Below are 13,490 nucleotides of genomic sequence, written 5' to 3' on the forward strand. Positions count from 1 at the left end.
GCGTGACGGGAGCCCGCGCGGCTACTTCTTGGGGGCGGGCTTGGGAGCGGGCTTCGCGGCTTTCGGCTTGTCGCCTTCCTTGATGAGCCCCTTGACCTCGTCCATGAACTGGCTGATGTCCTTGAACTGCCGGTAGACGGACGCGAAGCGGACGTAGGCGACCTGGTCGAGCTTCTGGAGGTGCTCCATGACCACCTCGCCCAGCTCGAGGCTCGTGATCTCCTTCTCGGCCCGCTCGTGGAGCTTCGCCTCGATGTCGGCGACGACGTCATCGACGGCCTGGACTCCCACGGAGCGCTTCTCGCAGGCCTTGAGAATGGAGCCGCGCAGCTTCTGGCGGTCGAAGGGCTCGCGGCGGCCGTCCCGCTTGACCACGTGGGGCAGCACGTCCTCGATGTACTCGTACGTCGTGTAGCGGCGGTGGCACTTGAGGCACTCGCGGCGCCGGCGGATGAACTCCCCTTCCCGTCCCACCCGCGAGTCGACCACGCGGTCCTCGGGATGTCCGCAGAACGGGCACTTCATCTCAGGCGCTCAGGGTAGAGCGGGAAGCGGTTCGTCAGCTCCTGGACCTCGCTGCGCACCGCGGCCTCCACGGAGCCGTTGCCGAGGTTGGTCAGGACGCGGTCGATAAGCATGGCGATCTGCGCCATTTCGGCCTCGGCCATGCCGCGCGTGGTGACGGCGGGCGTCCCGATGCGGACGCCGCTCGTGACCATGGGGCCCTTGGTGTCGAAGGGGATGCCATTCTTGTTGACCGTGATCCAGGCGCGGTCGAGCGCCTCCTGCGCGTCCTTGCCCGTGACACCCTTCCCCGTGAGGTCCACCAGCAGGAGGTGGGTGTCGGTGCCACCGGAGACCAGCCGGTAGCCGCGCGCGAGCATCGCGTCCGCCAGCGCGCGCGCGTTTCTGACGATCTGCCCCTGATAGGCGCGCCACTCCGGCGTCTGGGCTTCGCGGAAGGCGACGGCCTTGGCCGCGATGACGTGCATGAGCGGCCCGCCCTGTATGCCGGGCAGAACGGAGCGGTCCAGATCTTTCGCGTACCGTTCAAGGCACATGACCATGCCGCCGCGCGGGCCCCGGAGCGTCTTGTGCGTGGTCGTGGTCACGAAGTCGGCGTAGGGCACTGGCGACGGGTGCAGCCCGGCTGCGACAAGTCCCGCCGGATGAGCGATGTCGGCCATCAGCGCAGCCCCCGCCTCGTCGGCAATCTCGCGGAAGGGCTTGAAGTCGATGGCGCGAGGGAAGGCCGAGCCGCCCGCGATGATGAGCTTCGGCCTGTGCTGCTTCGCCAGGTCCCGCACCTGGTCCATGTCGATGCGCTCGGTGTCCTTCGTGACGCCGTAGGACACGATCGTGTAGAGCCGCCCCGAGAAGTTCATCGGGCTGCCGGCCGTGAGGTGTCCGCCGTGCGCCAGGTTGGGTCCGAGCACGGTGTCACCCGGCTTGAGGAGCGTGAAGTACACGGCCATGTTCGCCTGGGAGCCCGAGTGAGGCTGGACGTTGACGTGCTCGGCGCCGAAGAGCTCCTTGCCGCGGCTGATCGCCAGCTCCTCCGCCACGTCCACGTACTCGCAGCCGCCGTAGTAGCGCTTGCCCGGGTACCCCTCAGCGTACTTGTTGGTCATCACCGACCCGACGGCCTCGAGGACGGCCTCGGAGACGAAGTTCTCTGACGCGATCAGCTCGAGGTTGCGCGACTGGCGCACGGTCTCGTCGCGGATCACCTTGGCGATGTCGGGATCGACCTGCTCGAGCCGGTTCACGCCGCTCCCTCCCGGCCGCCGCGGCGACCTTCCATGTCGGCGATCTTGTCGACACGCCGGGCGTGGCGGCCGCCGGCGAAGGCCGTCTCCAGCCACACCCGGAGCATCTCCTGCCCCGTGTCCGAATCGATCATGCGCCCCGCGAGGGTCAGGACGTTGGCGTCGTTGTGCTCGCGGCTCATGCGCGCCGTGTAAGCATCCCCGCAGAGGGCGGCCCGCACTCCGGCGACCTTGTTGGCGGCGATGGCCATGCCGATCCCGGTGCCGCAGACGAGCACGCCGCGATCCACCTTGCCGACGGCGACGGCCTCGGCCACCTGCGCGGCGTAGTCGGGATAGTCGACGGAATCGGGCGAGTGGGTGCCGAAGTCGAGGACCTGGTAACCGGCCTCCATGAGCCAGCCCTTGAGCGCTTCCTTGAGCTCCCAACCGGCGTGATCGGCCCCAAGGGCGACGGACAACATTTCGGCCTCACGTTACGCTCTGTCGGGGTCGGGTGTCAAGACGCCCCAAGATGTGGGGCTTGGGAGCGCTCAGCCGGCGGTGGGTCCGCCGGCCCGCACGCGGGAGAGGAGGCCGAAGCCGATCAGGAAGAAGAGCCCGATCGCGACGATACCGAGCCGCTGGTTGCCGCCGGCCGCGTGCGAGATCCCGCCGAAGACGAGCGGACCCATGACGGCGGCGCTCTTGCCGCAGAGGCTGTAGAAGCCGAAGATCTCGGCCTCCATGCCGCGCGGGATCAGCGTGCTGAGGAACGTCCGGCTCGCCGCCTGGACGGCCCCGAGTCCCGTGCCTGCCACGACGGCCAGCACCCAGAACTGCCCCGGCGTCTCAACGAAGTAGGCCGCGATGACGATGGCGGTCCACTGGAAGAGGGTCACCATCACCACACGCTTGGGGCCGAGCCGGTCGGTCGGCCTGGCCCAGGCGAGCGCCCCTAGGAGCGCGGAGACCTGGACAACAATGTACAGCACGATGAGGCGGTCCATGGGGAAGCCCAGCGTCTGGGCGGCAAAGATGGCAGAGAAGCCCACCACGGTGTTGACGCCGTCCTCGTACAGGAAGTAGGCGCCGAGGAAGCGGCGCAGGTCCCGGAGCCCCAGGATCTTGCGGGCCGTGGCGAGCACGTCCGCCCAACCCTGGCGCGCCGCCGCGAGGACGGGCAGCCTGCCGCGCGGCGGCTGGGGCAGCAAGACGAAGGCGGGCAGCGAGAAGACGGCGAAGAGCGCGGCCGCGCAGAGAAACGCGCCCCCGTAGGCCTTGGCGCGCACGAAAGGCAGCGCCGCCAGGAGCGCCGCGATGGAGCCCGCGTAGCCGACGGCGAAGCCCCACGCCGACACGCGCCCCTGGTGGCTGCGCGGCGCGAGCTCGGGCAGGTAGGCATTGTAGTAGACGAGGGCGCTCTCGTAGCCCACGTTGCCGAGCACGCCCAGGACGAATCCCCAGACGACCATGCCGGGCTCGACCGTGGCCATGAGCGCGGTCGCTGTCACCGACAGCGCCGTGAAGCCGATGAAGAGCGGGCGCCGTATGCCCGCGCGGTCGGCGATCCCGCCGAGGAAAGGCGACGTGACGGCGACGATCGCCATGGAGACCGAGATGACGCGCCCCCACCAGAGGTCGCCCGCTCCCGCGTCGTTGCCCACGACGCCCATCGCGTAGTAAGCGGCATAGATCGTGGCAAAGATGACGGCCGCAAACGCCGAGTTGGCGAAGTCGTAGAGCGTCCAAACGACGACGGCGCGGGTCTTCATCGCGCGGTCTTCTCCAGCACGGGTTCCGGCACCAGGCGCAGGAGATCCTGAAACTCCGTCATGATCGCGCGGCGGCGCGCGACCAGGTGCGCGCGAAGGTCGCGGTCAACCAGGACCGTCAGGAGACCGCGCGCCTCGCGCCGGACCCGGTGGAGCCGCTCCGTCCAGGACAGCGCGAAGAAGCCCGTCGGGAGCAGCGCCATGAGGATCTCGTCCATCAGACCTTGATGGTGGCTGGCCGCCACGACGCGGGGGCCGGACAGCGGCACCCGCTCGAGCCCCGCCACCTCGGCGCGCCGGTAGAAGAGGCCGGCCAGGAATCGCGCCAGCGACCGGAAGATCCGGTAGCCGGCAGGCTCAGCCCCAGGGGGCTCAGCCAAGGTCGACGCGCTGCCCGTCTTGCGCCACGACGGCGCGCCACTTGAGCTGCGAGGCGATCAGCGCCTGGAGCGCCGCGGCCGCGTCGGGCTCGCCGTGGACGATGTAGGTCGTCTCGGGCGGACGCGTGAATCCGCCGAGCCAGCGGAGGATCTCGCCCTGGTCGGCGTGGGCCGAATAGGAATCGCTGACCATGATGGCCGCGCGCACGGGCACGCTCTGCCCGAGCATCTTCATCTCGCGCGCGCCTTCTCTCAGCAGGCGGCCGCGGGTGCCTGCGGCCTGGTACCCGACGAAGAGCACCGTGGTGCGCTCGTCCGGGAGCCGGCGGACGAAGTGGTGGAGGATGCGGCCGCCCGTCGCCATGCCGCTGCCGGCGATGATGATGCCGGGGCCGTCGGTGTCGTTCAGGCGCTTGGAGTCATCCGGCGTCTTGCAGATGCGCAGCTGCTTCGGCGCGAAGGGGCGCTCACCCGAGGCCTCGACGCGCTTGAGGTCCTGGTCGTGCTCCTCGGGATGCCGCGCGTAGATCGCGGTCGCCTCGATGGCCATCGGGCTGTCGAGGTAGACGGGCAGCGAGGGGATGCGAGCGGCGTCTTCGAGCTCGCGCAGATCGTAGAGGATCTCCTGCGAGCGCCCGACCGCGAAGGCCGGGATCAGGAGCCAGCCCTTCTTCTGGACTGTTCGCTGGACGGCGGCTGTGAGTCGGTCGCGGTGGTCGTCGGCCGGATGGAGGCGGTTGCCGTAGGTTGACTCGACCAGCAGCACGTCGGCCGCGGGCACGGGATCCGGGTCGCGCATGATGGGCACGCCGTAGCGGCCCAGGTCGCCCGAGAACACGAGGGTCCGCCCGTCGACCGAGACCTCGACCAGCCCCGCGCCCAGGATATGCCCGGAGTTGATGAAGCGCGCGCTGACGCCCTGCGCCGGGCTGAAGCTGTCGTAGAAGCCGACGGACCTGACCTGGGTCAGGACCTGATCCGCGTCCGCGGTGGTGAAGAGCGGCAGCGCGGGCTGGTGCTTCGACGTCTGGTGGCGGTTGGCGAACTGGGCCTCTTCTTCCTGAAGACGCGCGGCGTCGGGCAGCATGATCTTGAGGAGGTCGGCGGTGCCCGGCGTGCAGTAGATCGACCCCCTGAAGCCCTCACGGCCGAGGCGCGGGAGCGCGCCCGAGTGGTCGATGTGAGCGTGGCTCAGGAGGACGCCGCCGATGGACGCCGCAGGCACGGGGCACGGCGCCCAGTTGCGCAGACGCAGCTCCTTGAGTCCCTGGAACAGGCCGCAGTCGAGGAGGAGGCGCGTCTGCCCCGATTGAAGGAAATGCTTGGAGCCCGTGACGGTCCCGGCTGCTCCCAAAAAGGTGAGCGTCGCGCTCATGCGACGGGCGGCGGGGCCGCGCGACGGCGCGGCGCGGGCCGGGCCGGATGGGCGCCTGCGCCGACCGGGAAGTCGAAGGTCTCCATGGTGGCGGCCTCGACGCCCGCCCTCACGAGGGCCGGGATGTCGAGCCGGGCCTCCATGTCGGCGATCTCCTCCTGGCTGAGCCGCGTGCCCGGGTGCGCCGGCACGAAGAGGGTGCAGCAGTCGGCGTCGGGCTCGTTGGAAATCTCAAGGGTGTCGAGCCGCCGGGCTTCGTCCGTGATCTCGATCTTGTCCATGCCGATCAGTGGCCGCAGCACGGGCAGCAGGGCGACCTCGTCGATGCGCGCCAGGTTGTGGAGCGTCTGCGAGGCGACCTGCCCTAGGCTCTCGCCCGTGACGAGCGCCTGCGCCCCCGACTGGCGTGCCAGCACCTCGGCGATGCGGACCATGAGGCGGCGGTAGACGACCACGCGGGCCATGGGGCTGACCGCGAGCACTACCTCCCGCTGGATCTCGCCGAAGGGCACGAGGTAGAGGCGCGAGACGTACTGCCACTGGGTCAGTCGCGAGACCAACTGCCGCACCTTCCAGATAGACGCGTCCGGCAGGTACGGCACGCTATGGAAGTGGACGAACAACACGCGGCAGCCGCGCTTGATCATGCGCCAGGACGCCACGGGCGAATCGATGCCGCCGGAGATCAGGGCCGCCACCGTGCCGCCCGAGCCCACCGGCAGCCCGCCCGGGCCCGGCCGGCGGTCGGGATAGACGAAGGCCTCGTGGGGCAGCACCTCGACATGGACGTTGAGCGCCGCGTGGTGGAGGTCCACCCGCGCCTCGGGCCGTCTCGCCAGGACGTGGGCTCCCAGCTCGCGGTTGAGATCGGTGGAGGTCAGCGGGAAGGTCTTGAAGGCGCGCCGCGCCGTGATCCGGAAGGACGCGAAGGTCTGCCCCTCGATCACGTGATCCACCGCGGCCTTGATCCTGTCCAGGGACGAGCCCGTCCGCACGGCGAGCGCCGTGTTTGCGATGCCGCAGACCCGGTCGAGCCGCCCGCGCACGCCCTCGGGATCCGGATTGCCCTCGAGGTCGAGCACGATGCGCCCCGGCAGCTGGATCACGCGAACGGGCCCCAGGTCGCTCACCGCGCGCGCAAGGTTTTCCTGGAGCCGGCGGAGGAAGAGCGGGCGGTTCCCGCGCTTGAGGCTGATCTCATGGTAGTGGACGATCACGCAGGGCGAGAGGCCTGCCCGGCTCACGGCTCGGCCTCCGGGCGGCGGGGGTGCTTGGGACGCCGCCGGTACGTGGTCTTGGGCTCCTCGACCTTCGGCGGCTTGCGCGGCATCGGCTTGCGGACGCGGGCGTGGACGGGTTTCTTTGCCTTCACCCGCTTAGTATATCCCGCCGGGGAACGTGTTCATGCCGGCGTGGCGGCCGGGGGCGCGATACATCTTCACGCCGCCCCACGCGCCCGGCGAGAGGCCGTCGTGGAGCGCCCAGCTCCTCCCCCTGACCGTGCTGCCGGCCTCGGGCGAGCGTAGGGGAGACGAGCCGTCGAGGACAGAAGTCAGCGGGCCGCCCAAGGCGAAGCCGTCGTGGATCTTGTCCATCACCTCGCGCCCGAGGAGATAGCCGCAGCCCTGGCGCTCGTACAGGACGGCCGAGTGGTAGAAGAGCGGCTCGACGAGATAGAGCTCGGCGCCCATGAGACGGCAGAAGCCGTCCATGGCATCGAGGACGTGCGGCAGGAGCTGCAGCCCCCGCCTCACCTGCCCTGGTGCCAACCCATCCTTGAAGGCCCGCAGCTCCTCGTCGATGTTGCGCGACACCGTGCCGAAGAGCGTGTCGCGCCCTTCGAGGTCGCGGTCGATGCCGTAGCGGGCGCCTTGAGGGTTGGTGATCTGCACGAACGCCAGCTCCGGCACCGACAGCGGCGACATCTCGACGTCCACGAGGAGCGCCGGGTCACGGTCTTCCGTGGACGAGCGCACCTCGACGCGGGCCCAGGGCTTGTCGGCGGGCGCCGTGATCCTCACGAGGCGCGTGCCCTCCGGTCCCTTGAGCGTCTGCGGGTCGATGGCGAAGCGGTCGAGCATCTGCTCGGGCACGAGACGGAGGTAGAGCGCCTCGACCATCTCGCGCGGCAGGTGGTTGATCTCCTGGATCGAGGAGAGCCCGAGACCGCCCGCCCGCGCGTCCACGCTAGCGCTCTGCCGAGGCCGCCGCGATGGCCCGCGCCCGCTCGAGGTCCTCGGGGGTGTTGACGTTCATGAACACGCGCTCCGGATCGACGAGGCGGGCGACCTCGGCCTCGGGGATCTCGAGGACGCGGACGTCGGGGAAGAAGCCCGTGATCTTGAGCTGCCCTGCCGCGATGCGCCGCTCCATGGGGCCGAGGCAGGGCTTCGCGTAGCTCGCGTGGAGCGTCTCGTGAAACCCGCGGACCAGGGGGATGACGACGTCGGCAAGACCCGCCCGCGACGTCACGAGCCGCGCGACGTCTGGTACCAGGAAGGGCATGTCGCAGGCGACCACGAAGGCGGCTTCACCCGGCGCGGCCTTGAGCCCGGAGTAGATGCCGCCCAGCGAGCCGGCGTCGGGGAAGACGTCGGGGACCATCGGGTATCCCATCCACGCGTACCGCTCGGGCGTATTGGTCACGAGCAGGAGCTCGTCGGTGACCTGCCGAAGAACCTCCGCTACTCGTTCAATGATGCGCCGGCCGCCTACGTCCATGAGGGCCTTTGGCTCGCCGCTCATGCGCGCGCTCCTGCCGCCCGCCTGGATCACTCCGGTCAGCCTCACGGCCGGGCCAGCGCCCTTCTGCCGATGTCATGGCGAAACTGCACGCCATCGAACCGTATGCGCCCGACGGCCTCGTAGGCGGCGCCGATGGCTTTGCTGATGTCGGGCGCCTGCGCCTGCACGCCGAGAACGCGACCGCCCGCCGTCACGAGATTACCGTCGCGGCGCGCCGTGCCGGCGTGGAAAACGTTGACGCCCGGAAGCCCGCCATCGGCATCGAGCCCCTGGATGCTGAGCCCCGTGCGCGGCGTGTCCGGATAACCGGGCGAAGCCAGGACCACGCAGACGGACGCTTCGGCCCGCCAGCGGAGGGAGAAAGGCAGATCCCCGCCCGCGGCGACGGCCTCGAAGAGAGGCAGGATGTCCTCATCGAGGCGCGGCAAAATAGCCTGACACTCCGGGTCCCCGAACCGGCAGTTGAACTCGACGACGCGCGGCCCGTCCTTCGTCAGCATGATCTGGACGAAGAGAACGCCGGAATACGGCGCGCCCTCCGTGGCCATGGCCGCCAAGACGGGCGCGACAATCTCGCGCATGACCCGCTCAGTCATCGCCTCGCCCATGGCGGCAACGGGCGAGTACGCGCCCATCCCGCCCGTCATGGGGCCGCGGTCGTCGTCGAAGATGGTCTTGTGATCCTGAGCAGCCACGAGAGGAAGCGCGTGGGTCCCGTCGGCCATGACGAAGAACGAAGCTTCCTCGCCCTCCATGAACTCTTCGATCACCACGACCCGGCCCGCCGGGCCGAAGACGCCGTCCTCGAGGCACAGGCGCAGGGCCTGGTCCGCCTCCTCGAGAGTGCGGCAGACCATGGCGCCCTTGCCGGCCGCCAGGCCGTCGGCCTTGACCACGAGGGGGGCGCCCAGCTCGCGACAGAAGCGGCGGGCGGTGGCGGAGTCGGTGTCCTGGAAAGTCCCGAATCGCGCCGTCGGAATATCGTAGCGCGCCATCAGGCCCTTTGAAAAGACCTTGGAGCTCTCGAGCCGGGCGGCCGCCTGGCTGGCGCCGAAGACCGCAAGGCCCGCTGCGCTCAGGCGGTCGGCGAGACCGAGCGAGAGCGGCAGCTCGGGACCGACCACGACCAAGTCGGCCCGCTCACGCCTCGCCAGAACCACGAGGTCCTCGATCGCGTTGTCCTTGATCGGCACACACTCGGCATGGCGCGCGATGCCGGGGTTGCCGGGCGCGACGAGGAGACGGGTCAGCCGCGGGCTCTGGGCGATCTTCCACGCGAGCGCATGCTCGCGCCCGCCGCCGCCGACCAGGAGCACTCTCACTGGCCGGCCTCGGGGCGGTCGTCTCCCTCGTCCACACCCTCGCCCAGGCCCCCGTCACCCTCTTCGAGGTGGGAGCGCGCGATCCTGGCCCACGGGCTTCCGAGATCGAGCTCGAGGTAGCGCCGCCAGTGGAGCGCCGCCGCGTCGGGCTGCCCCGCCTTGCCGAGCACCCCGGCCAGGTTGAAGTGCGCATCCGCGTAGTCGGGCTCCATCTCGAGCGCGCGGCGGTACCACCCTATCGCCGTCGAGAGATCGCTCAGGTCCTCGTGGAGCGAGCCCAGGTTGAACGCGGCCTGGCAGCAGGAGTCGTCGGCCTCGAGCGCGGCGCGATAGCAGGCCTGGGCGCGCTCGTAGCGCCCCATCCGGTGCTGGAGCAGGCCCAGGTTGTTCCACGCGGCGGCGTAGCCCGGGTCGATGTCCACCACACGCTCGTAGGCGTCGACGGCCGCCTCCCAGCGCTCGGGGTCACCGTCCCAGGCCGACGCGCGCGCGAACCAGATCTCGGCGGCGTCAGCTGGCGGGATGAGCGGGCGGACCATGCCCATGAGGAGCGACTCGCGGGTCTCACGCTCGAGGTCGCCGCTCTCGAAGTCCAGGAGCGCCTGGCCCGTGCGCGGGTCGAGGCGCAGGCGGTCCTGCTCGACCACGATCTGCTGGTCCTGTACGACCAGTCTCAGCTCGGCCAGCGGGGTTTCGGCGTCCGGGGCAAGTCGCCGCGCGCCGTCGAGCGCCTCGCGGACTTTGCGCACCGTGGCGCCGCCCTCGAGGAGGGCGGAGGCCGCGCGGGCCGCCACGAGCTCGCGGAAGCGGTAGCCGGCCGCATCGCTCCGCAGCAGGCCGAGGCGCTTGAGCTGTCCGGCGCGCTTCGGCGTCAGCCTCAGGAGCCGAGTCAGCTCCCGCAAGGTGAAAACCCGCTCAGGCCGAGCCATGGTCTCCCGTGATCAGTGCTTGAAGTGCCTGATGCCACACACGACCATCGCCATCCCGTGCTCATCCGCGGCCTTCCGCACCTCTTCGTCGCGGACCGAGCCGCCCGGGTGGATGACGGCCGTGGCGCCGGCCTCGGCGACAGCGTCGAGACCGTCCCGGAACGGGAAGAAGGCGTCCGAGGCACAGACCGTGCCCTTGGTCTCGAGGCCGTTGGCGCGCGCCCGCATGACGGCGATCCGCGCCGAGTCCACGCGGTTCATCTGCCCCGCCCCCAGTCCCACGACCTGGTCGGCGCTGGTGAGCACGATCGCGTTGGACTTGGCGTGCTTGGCCACCCGCCACGCGAAGCGGAGCGCCCCCAACTCGGCCTCCGTCGGCGCGCGCTTCGAGACGACCGTGAGCGCGGCCGGATCGAGGTCGGTGAGGTCGGAGTCCTGGACCAGGAGGCCGCCCAGGACACTGCGGATGTCGCGCATCCGCCCCGGGTAGTCGGCCGCGTGACACGGCAGCCGCAGCACGCGACACTTCTTCTTGGTGCGCCTGAGCTCCTCGAGGGCGTCGGCGGCAAAGTCGGGGGCGAAGAGGATCTCGAGAAGAATGCCGGAGAGCTCCTTGACCACGCCCAAGTCGAGCGTGCGGTTGACGCCCACGATGCCGCCGTAGATGGACACGGGGTCGCAGGCCTTGGCCCGGCTCATGGCGTTGGCAACGGTCGTCCCAAGCGCCACGCCGCAGGGATTCGTGTGCTTGATCACGACGGCCGCCGGGGGATCGAACTCGATCAGGAGCCCGAGCGCGGCCGACCAGTCGAGCAGGTTGTTGTAGGATAGCTCCGGCCCGTGCAGCTGCTCTGCCGCCGCCAGGCCTTGGGCGGGCCCCGCCGGACGATAGAACGCGGCCGACTGGTGCGGGTTCTCGCCGTAGCGGAGGTGCTGGACCCGCTCGGCGACGATGGAGATGCGCTCGGGAAAGTCCGAAGCGCCGCCGGAAAGATAGGCGGCGATGGCGGCGTCGTACTGGGAGGTGCGCCTGAAGGCTTCGAGCGCCAAGCGCCCGCGCGTCTCGGCTGAGAGCGCCCCGCCGCTCTTCCTGAGCTCGTCGAGCACAGGGGCGTATTGCAAGGGATCCGTGACGACGCCGACACCGCCGTGGTTCTTGGCCGCGCCGCGGATCATGCTCGGCCCGCCGATGTCGATGTTCTCGATGGCCTCCTCGACGGTCACGCCCGGCTTGGCCACGGTCTGCTCGAAGGGGTAGAGCGCCACCACCACAAGATCGATCGGCCCGATGCCGTGGGCCTCGAGCGCCTGCATATGCGCCGGCACGTCCCGCCGCGCCAGGATGCCGCCGTGGACCTTCGGGTGGAGCGTCTTGACGCGGCCGTCGAGCATCTCGGGGAAGCCCGTCACCTGCGCCACGTCCACCACCGGCACGCCTGATTCTCTCAGGAGTTTCGCGGTGCCTCCCGTCGAGAGGATCTCGACGCCGAGGTCCGTCAGCCCCTTCGCGAAGTCCACCACCCCGGTCTTGTCGTGCACGCTCAGAAGCGCGCGCCTCACAGTGCTCATGGATTCTCCCTGATGTGGACCCTGCGTCCGTCGATCGTCAGCCGCCCTTCGGCGAAGAGACGGACGGCTTCCGGGTAGATGCGGTGCTCCTCGGCGAGTATCCGGCTCGAGAGCGTGTCTTCGGTGTCGCCGGGCATCACGGACACCGCCGCCTGGAGCACGATGGGCCCCGTGTCCACACCTTCGTCCGCGAAGTGCACCGTGGCGCCCGCGACCTTCACGCCGTGCTCGAGGGCTTGGCGCTGGGCGTGCAGGCCCGGGAAGGCCGGCAGCAGCGAGGGGTGGATGTTGAGCGCCCGGCCTCGAAAGCGCTCGATATAGCCGGTGCCGAGAATCCGCATGTAGCCGGCCTGGCAGACGAGCCCGACACGGTGCAGGTCGAGCGCGGCGACCACGGCGTTCTCGTGGGCCTCGCGGCTCGGGAACTGCTTGTAGTCTACGCAGAGCGCCTCGATCCTGTGCGCCCGCGCGATATCGAGCGCGGGGGCATTGGGGCGATCCGACACGAGGAGCGCCATGGTGACCTTGAGCCTGCCGGCCTCGACCGCCTTCACGAGGGCCTCGAAGTTCGAGCCCCTGCCCGAGGCCAGGACGCCGACGCGGAGCGGCTCAGGCATAGACGACCGACCGGGCGCCGGCCCGGATCTCGCCGACCTCGAACACGCGCTCCCCCGCCGCCGACAAGGCCTGGGCCGCGCGCGCCGCGTCGCCGGGGCGCACCACCAGGAGGTAGCCCAGGCCCATGTTGAACGTGCGCCGCATCTCCGCGTCGTCCACCAAGCCCGCCTCCTGGATGATCCGGAATATGGGGGGCACGGGCCACGCGCGGGGGTCGATCACCGCCTGGCAGCCCTCGGGCAGGACGCGCGGCAGGTTTAGGCTGACGCCGCCCCCCGTGACGTGGGCCATCGCGAGCACCGGCACGGTCTTCAGCAGCGCCAACACCGGCTTGACGTAGATGCGCGTGGGCTCGAGCAGCTCGTCGGCGGCGGATCGCCCAAGCCCGGGCACTCTATCCCCGGGCTGGAGACCGAGGCGCTCGAAGACCACCTTGCGCGCCAGCGTGTAGCCGTTCGAGTGGAGGCCGGACGAGGCGAGGCCCAGCACGCGGTCTCCCGGACTGACCTCTGACCCCGTGACGATCTCGCTCTTCTCCACCACGCCCACGGCGAAACCCGCCAGGTCGTACTCGCCAGGGGCATAGAACTCGTTCATCTCGGCCGTCTCGCCCCCGACCAGCGCGCAGCCCGCGCGACGGCACCCCTCGGCGACGCCCGAGACGATAGCCTCGATCCGAGCGGGATCCACCCGGTGCACCGCCAGGTAGTCGAGGAAGTAGAGCGGCTCGGCGCCGTGGACGAGAACGTCGTTGACGCCCATCGCCACGAGGTCGATCCCCACCGTGTCGTGACGATCGGCCAGGAAGGCGACCTTCAGCTTGGTGCCGACGCCGTCGGTGGAGGAGACGAGGACGGGCTCGCGATAGCCGGCCGGGAGGGAGACCAACGACGCGAAGGCGCCGATGCCGCCCAAAACCTCGGGGCGTTCCGTGGAGGCGGCGAGACGCGCGATCCGGCGCACGGCCTCGTCGCCGGCGCCGATGTCCACGCCGGCCGATCGATACGTCAGTGGGTCCATGAACTCCGG

At 70.1% G+C, this 13,490-nt stretch carries 15 protein-coding genes; all 15 read right to left on the minus strand.

The window, feature by feature from the left end:
• Positions 1–21: 21 nt before the first annotated feature.
• On the minus strand, positions 22–525 hold the full coding sequence (nrdR, locus tag VGV06_11685; GenBank protein HEV2055816.1) for a transcriptional regulator NrdR: 504 nt from the start codon (positions 523–525) through the stop codon (positions 22–24).
• Positions 522–1,769: a serine hydroxymethyltransferase gene (gene glyA, locus VGV06_11690; protein HEV2055817.1), complete on the minus strand. Its 1,248-nt coding sequence runs from the start codon at positions 1,767–1,769 to the stop codon at positions 522–524. Before glyA ends, nrdR begins: the two co-directional genes overlap by 4 nt.
• Positions 1,766–2,230: a ribose 5-phosphate isomerase B gene (gene rpiB / locus VGV06_11695; GenBank protein ID HEV2055818.1), complete on the minus strand. Its 465-nt coding sequence runs from the start codon at positions 2,228–2,230 to the stop codon at positions 1,766–1,768. Before rpiB ends, glyA begins: the two co-directional genes overlap by 4 nt.
• Positions 2,231–2,302: 72 nt before the next feature.
• Positions 2,303–3,523, minus strand: a complete 1,221-nt coding sequence (locus VGV06_11700; protein HEV2055819.1) for an MFS transporter — start codon at positions 3,521–3,523, stop codon at positions 2,303–2,305.
• A complete protein-coding gene (locus VGV06_11705; GenBank protein HEV2055820.1) occupies positions 3,520–3,903 on the minus strand; it encodes a hypothetical protein in 384 nt (127 codons plus the stop codon). The genes VGV06_11700 and VGV06_11705 overlap by 4 nt, the downstream gene beginning before the upstream one ends.
• Positions 3,896–5,278 carry an MBL fold metallo-hydrolase gene (locus VGV06_11710; GenBank protein ID HEV2055821.1) on the minus strand — a complete coding sequence of 461 codons (1,383 nt, stop codon included), beginning with the start codon at positions 5,276–5,278 and terminating at the stop codon, positions 3,896–3,898. The genes VGV06_11705 and VGV06_11710 overlap by 8 nt, the downstream gene beginning before the upstream one ends.
• Entirely contained in the window at positions 5,275–6,522 is a 1,248-nt protein-coding gene (gene thiI, locus VGV06_11715; protein ID HEV2055822.1) for a tRNA uracil 4-sulfurtransferase ThiI, read from the minus strand. Before thiI ends, VGV06_11710 begins: the two co-directional genes overlap by 4 nt.
• Entirely contained in the window at positions 6,519–6,650 is a 132-nt protein-coding gene (locus VGV06_11720) for a hypothetical protein (protein HEV2055823.1), read from the minus strand. The genes thiI and VGV06_11720 overlap by 4 nt, the downstream gene beginning before the upstream one ends.
• A 4-nt stretch (positions 6,651–6,654) precedes the next feature.
• The gene (locus VGV06_11725) at positions 6,655–7,464 is read right to left on the minus strand and encodes a hypothetical protein (protein ID HEV2055824.1); all 810 of its coding nucleotides are present in this window, start codon (positions 7,462–7,464) and stop codon (positions 6,655–6,657) included.
• 1 nt (position 7,465) lies between these two features.
• Positions 7,466–8,068 (minus strand): molybdenum cofactor guanylyltransferase, encoded by a 603-nt coding sequence (locus tag VGV06_11730; protein ID HEV2055825.1) that lies wholly within the window; start codon positions 8,066–8,068, stop codon positions 7,466–7,468.
• Complete coding sequence (gene purD / locus VGV06_11735; GenBank protein HEV2055826.1) at positions 8,065–9,345, minus strand: phosphoribosylamine--glycine ligase; 1,281 nt, start codon at positions 9,343–9,345, stop codon at positions 8,065–8,067. Before purD ends, VGV06_11730 begins: the two co-directional genes overlap by 4 nt.
• Positions 9,342–10,274, minus strand: coding sequence for a tetratricopeptide repeat protein (locus tag VGV06_11740; protein HEV2055827.1), 933 nt, complete (start codon positions 10,272–10,274; stop codon positions 9,342–9,344). The genes purD and VGV06_11740 overlap by 4 nt, the downstream gene beginning before the upstream one ends.
• Before the next feature lie 12 nt (positions 10,275–10,286).
• Positions 10,287–11,843 carry a bifunctional phosphoribosylaminoimidazolecarboxamide formyltransferase/IMP cyclohydrolase gene (purH, locus tag VGV06_11745; protein HEV2055828.1) on the minus strand — a complete coding sequence of 519 codons (1,557 nt, stop codon included), beginning with the start codon at positions 11,841–11,843 and terminating at the stop codon, positions 10,287–10,289.
• The gene (gene purN / locus VGV06_11750; protein HEV2055829.1) at positions 11,840–12,460 is read right to left on the minus strand and encodes a phosphoribosylglycinamide formyltransferase; all 621 of its coding nucleotides are present in this window, start codon (positions 12,458–12,460) and stop codon (positions 11,840–11,842) included. The genes purH and purN overlap by 4 nt, the downstream gene beginning before the upstream one ends.
• A complete protein-coding gene (gene purM / locus VGV06_11755; GenBank protein HEV2055830.1) occupies positions 12,453–13,481 on the minus strand; it encodes a phosphoribosylformylglycinamidine cyclo-ligase in 1,029 nt (342 codons plus the stop codon). Before purM ends, purN begins: the two co-directional genes overlap by 8 nt.
• Positions 13,482–13,490: the final 9 nt, after the last annotated feature.

The sequence above is a fragment of the Candidatus Methylomirabilota bacterium genome (assembly GCA_035936835.1).
In the GTDB taxonomy this organism is placed as follows: Bacteria; Methylomirabilota; Methylomirabilia; order Rokubacteriales; family CSP1-6; genus AR37.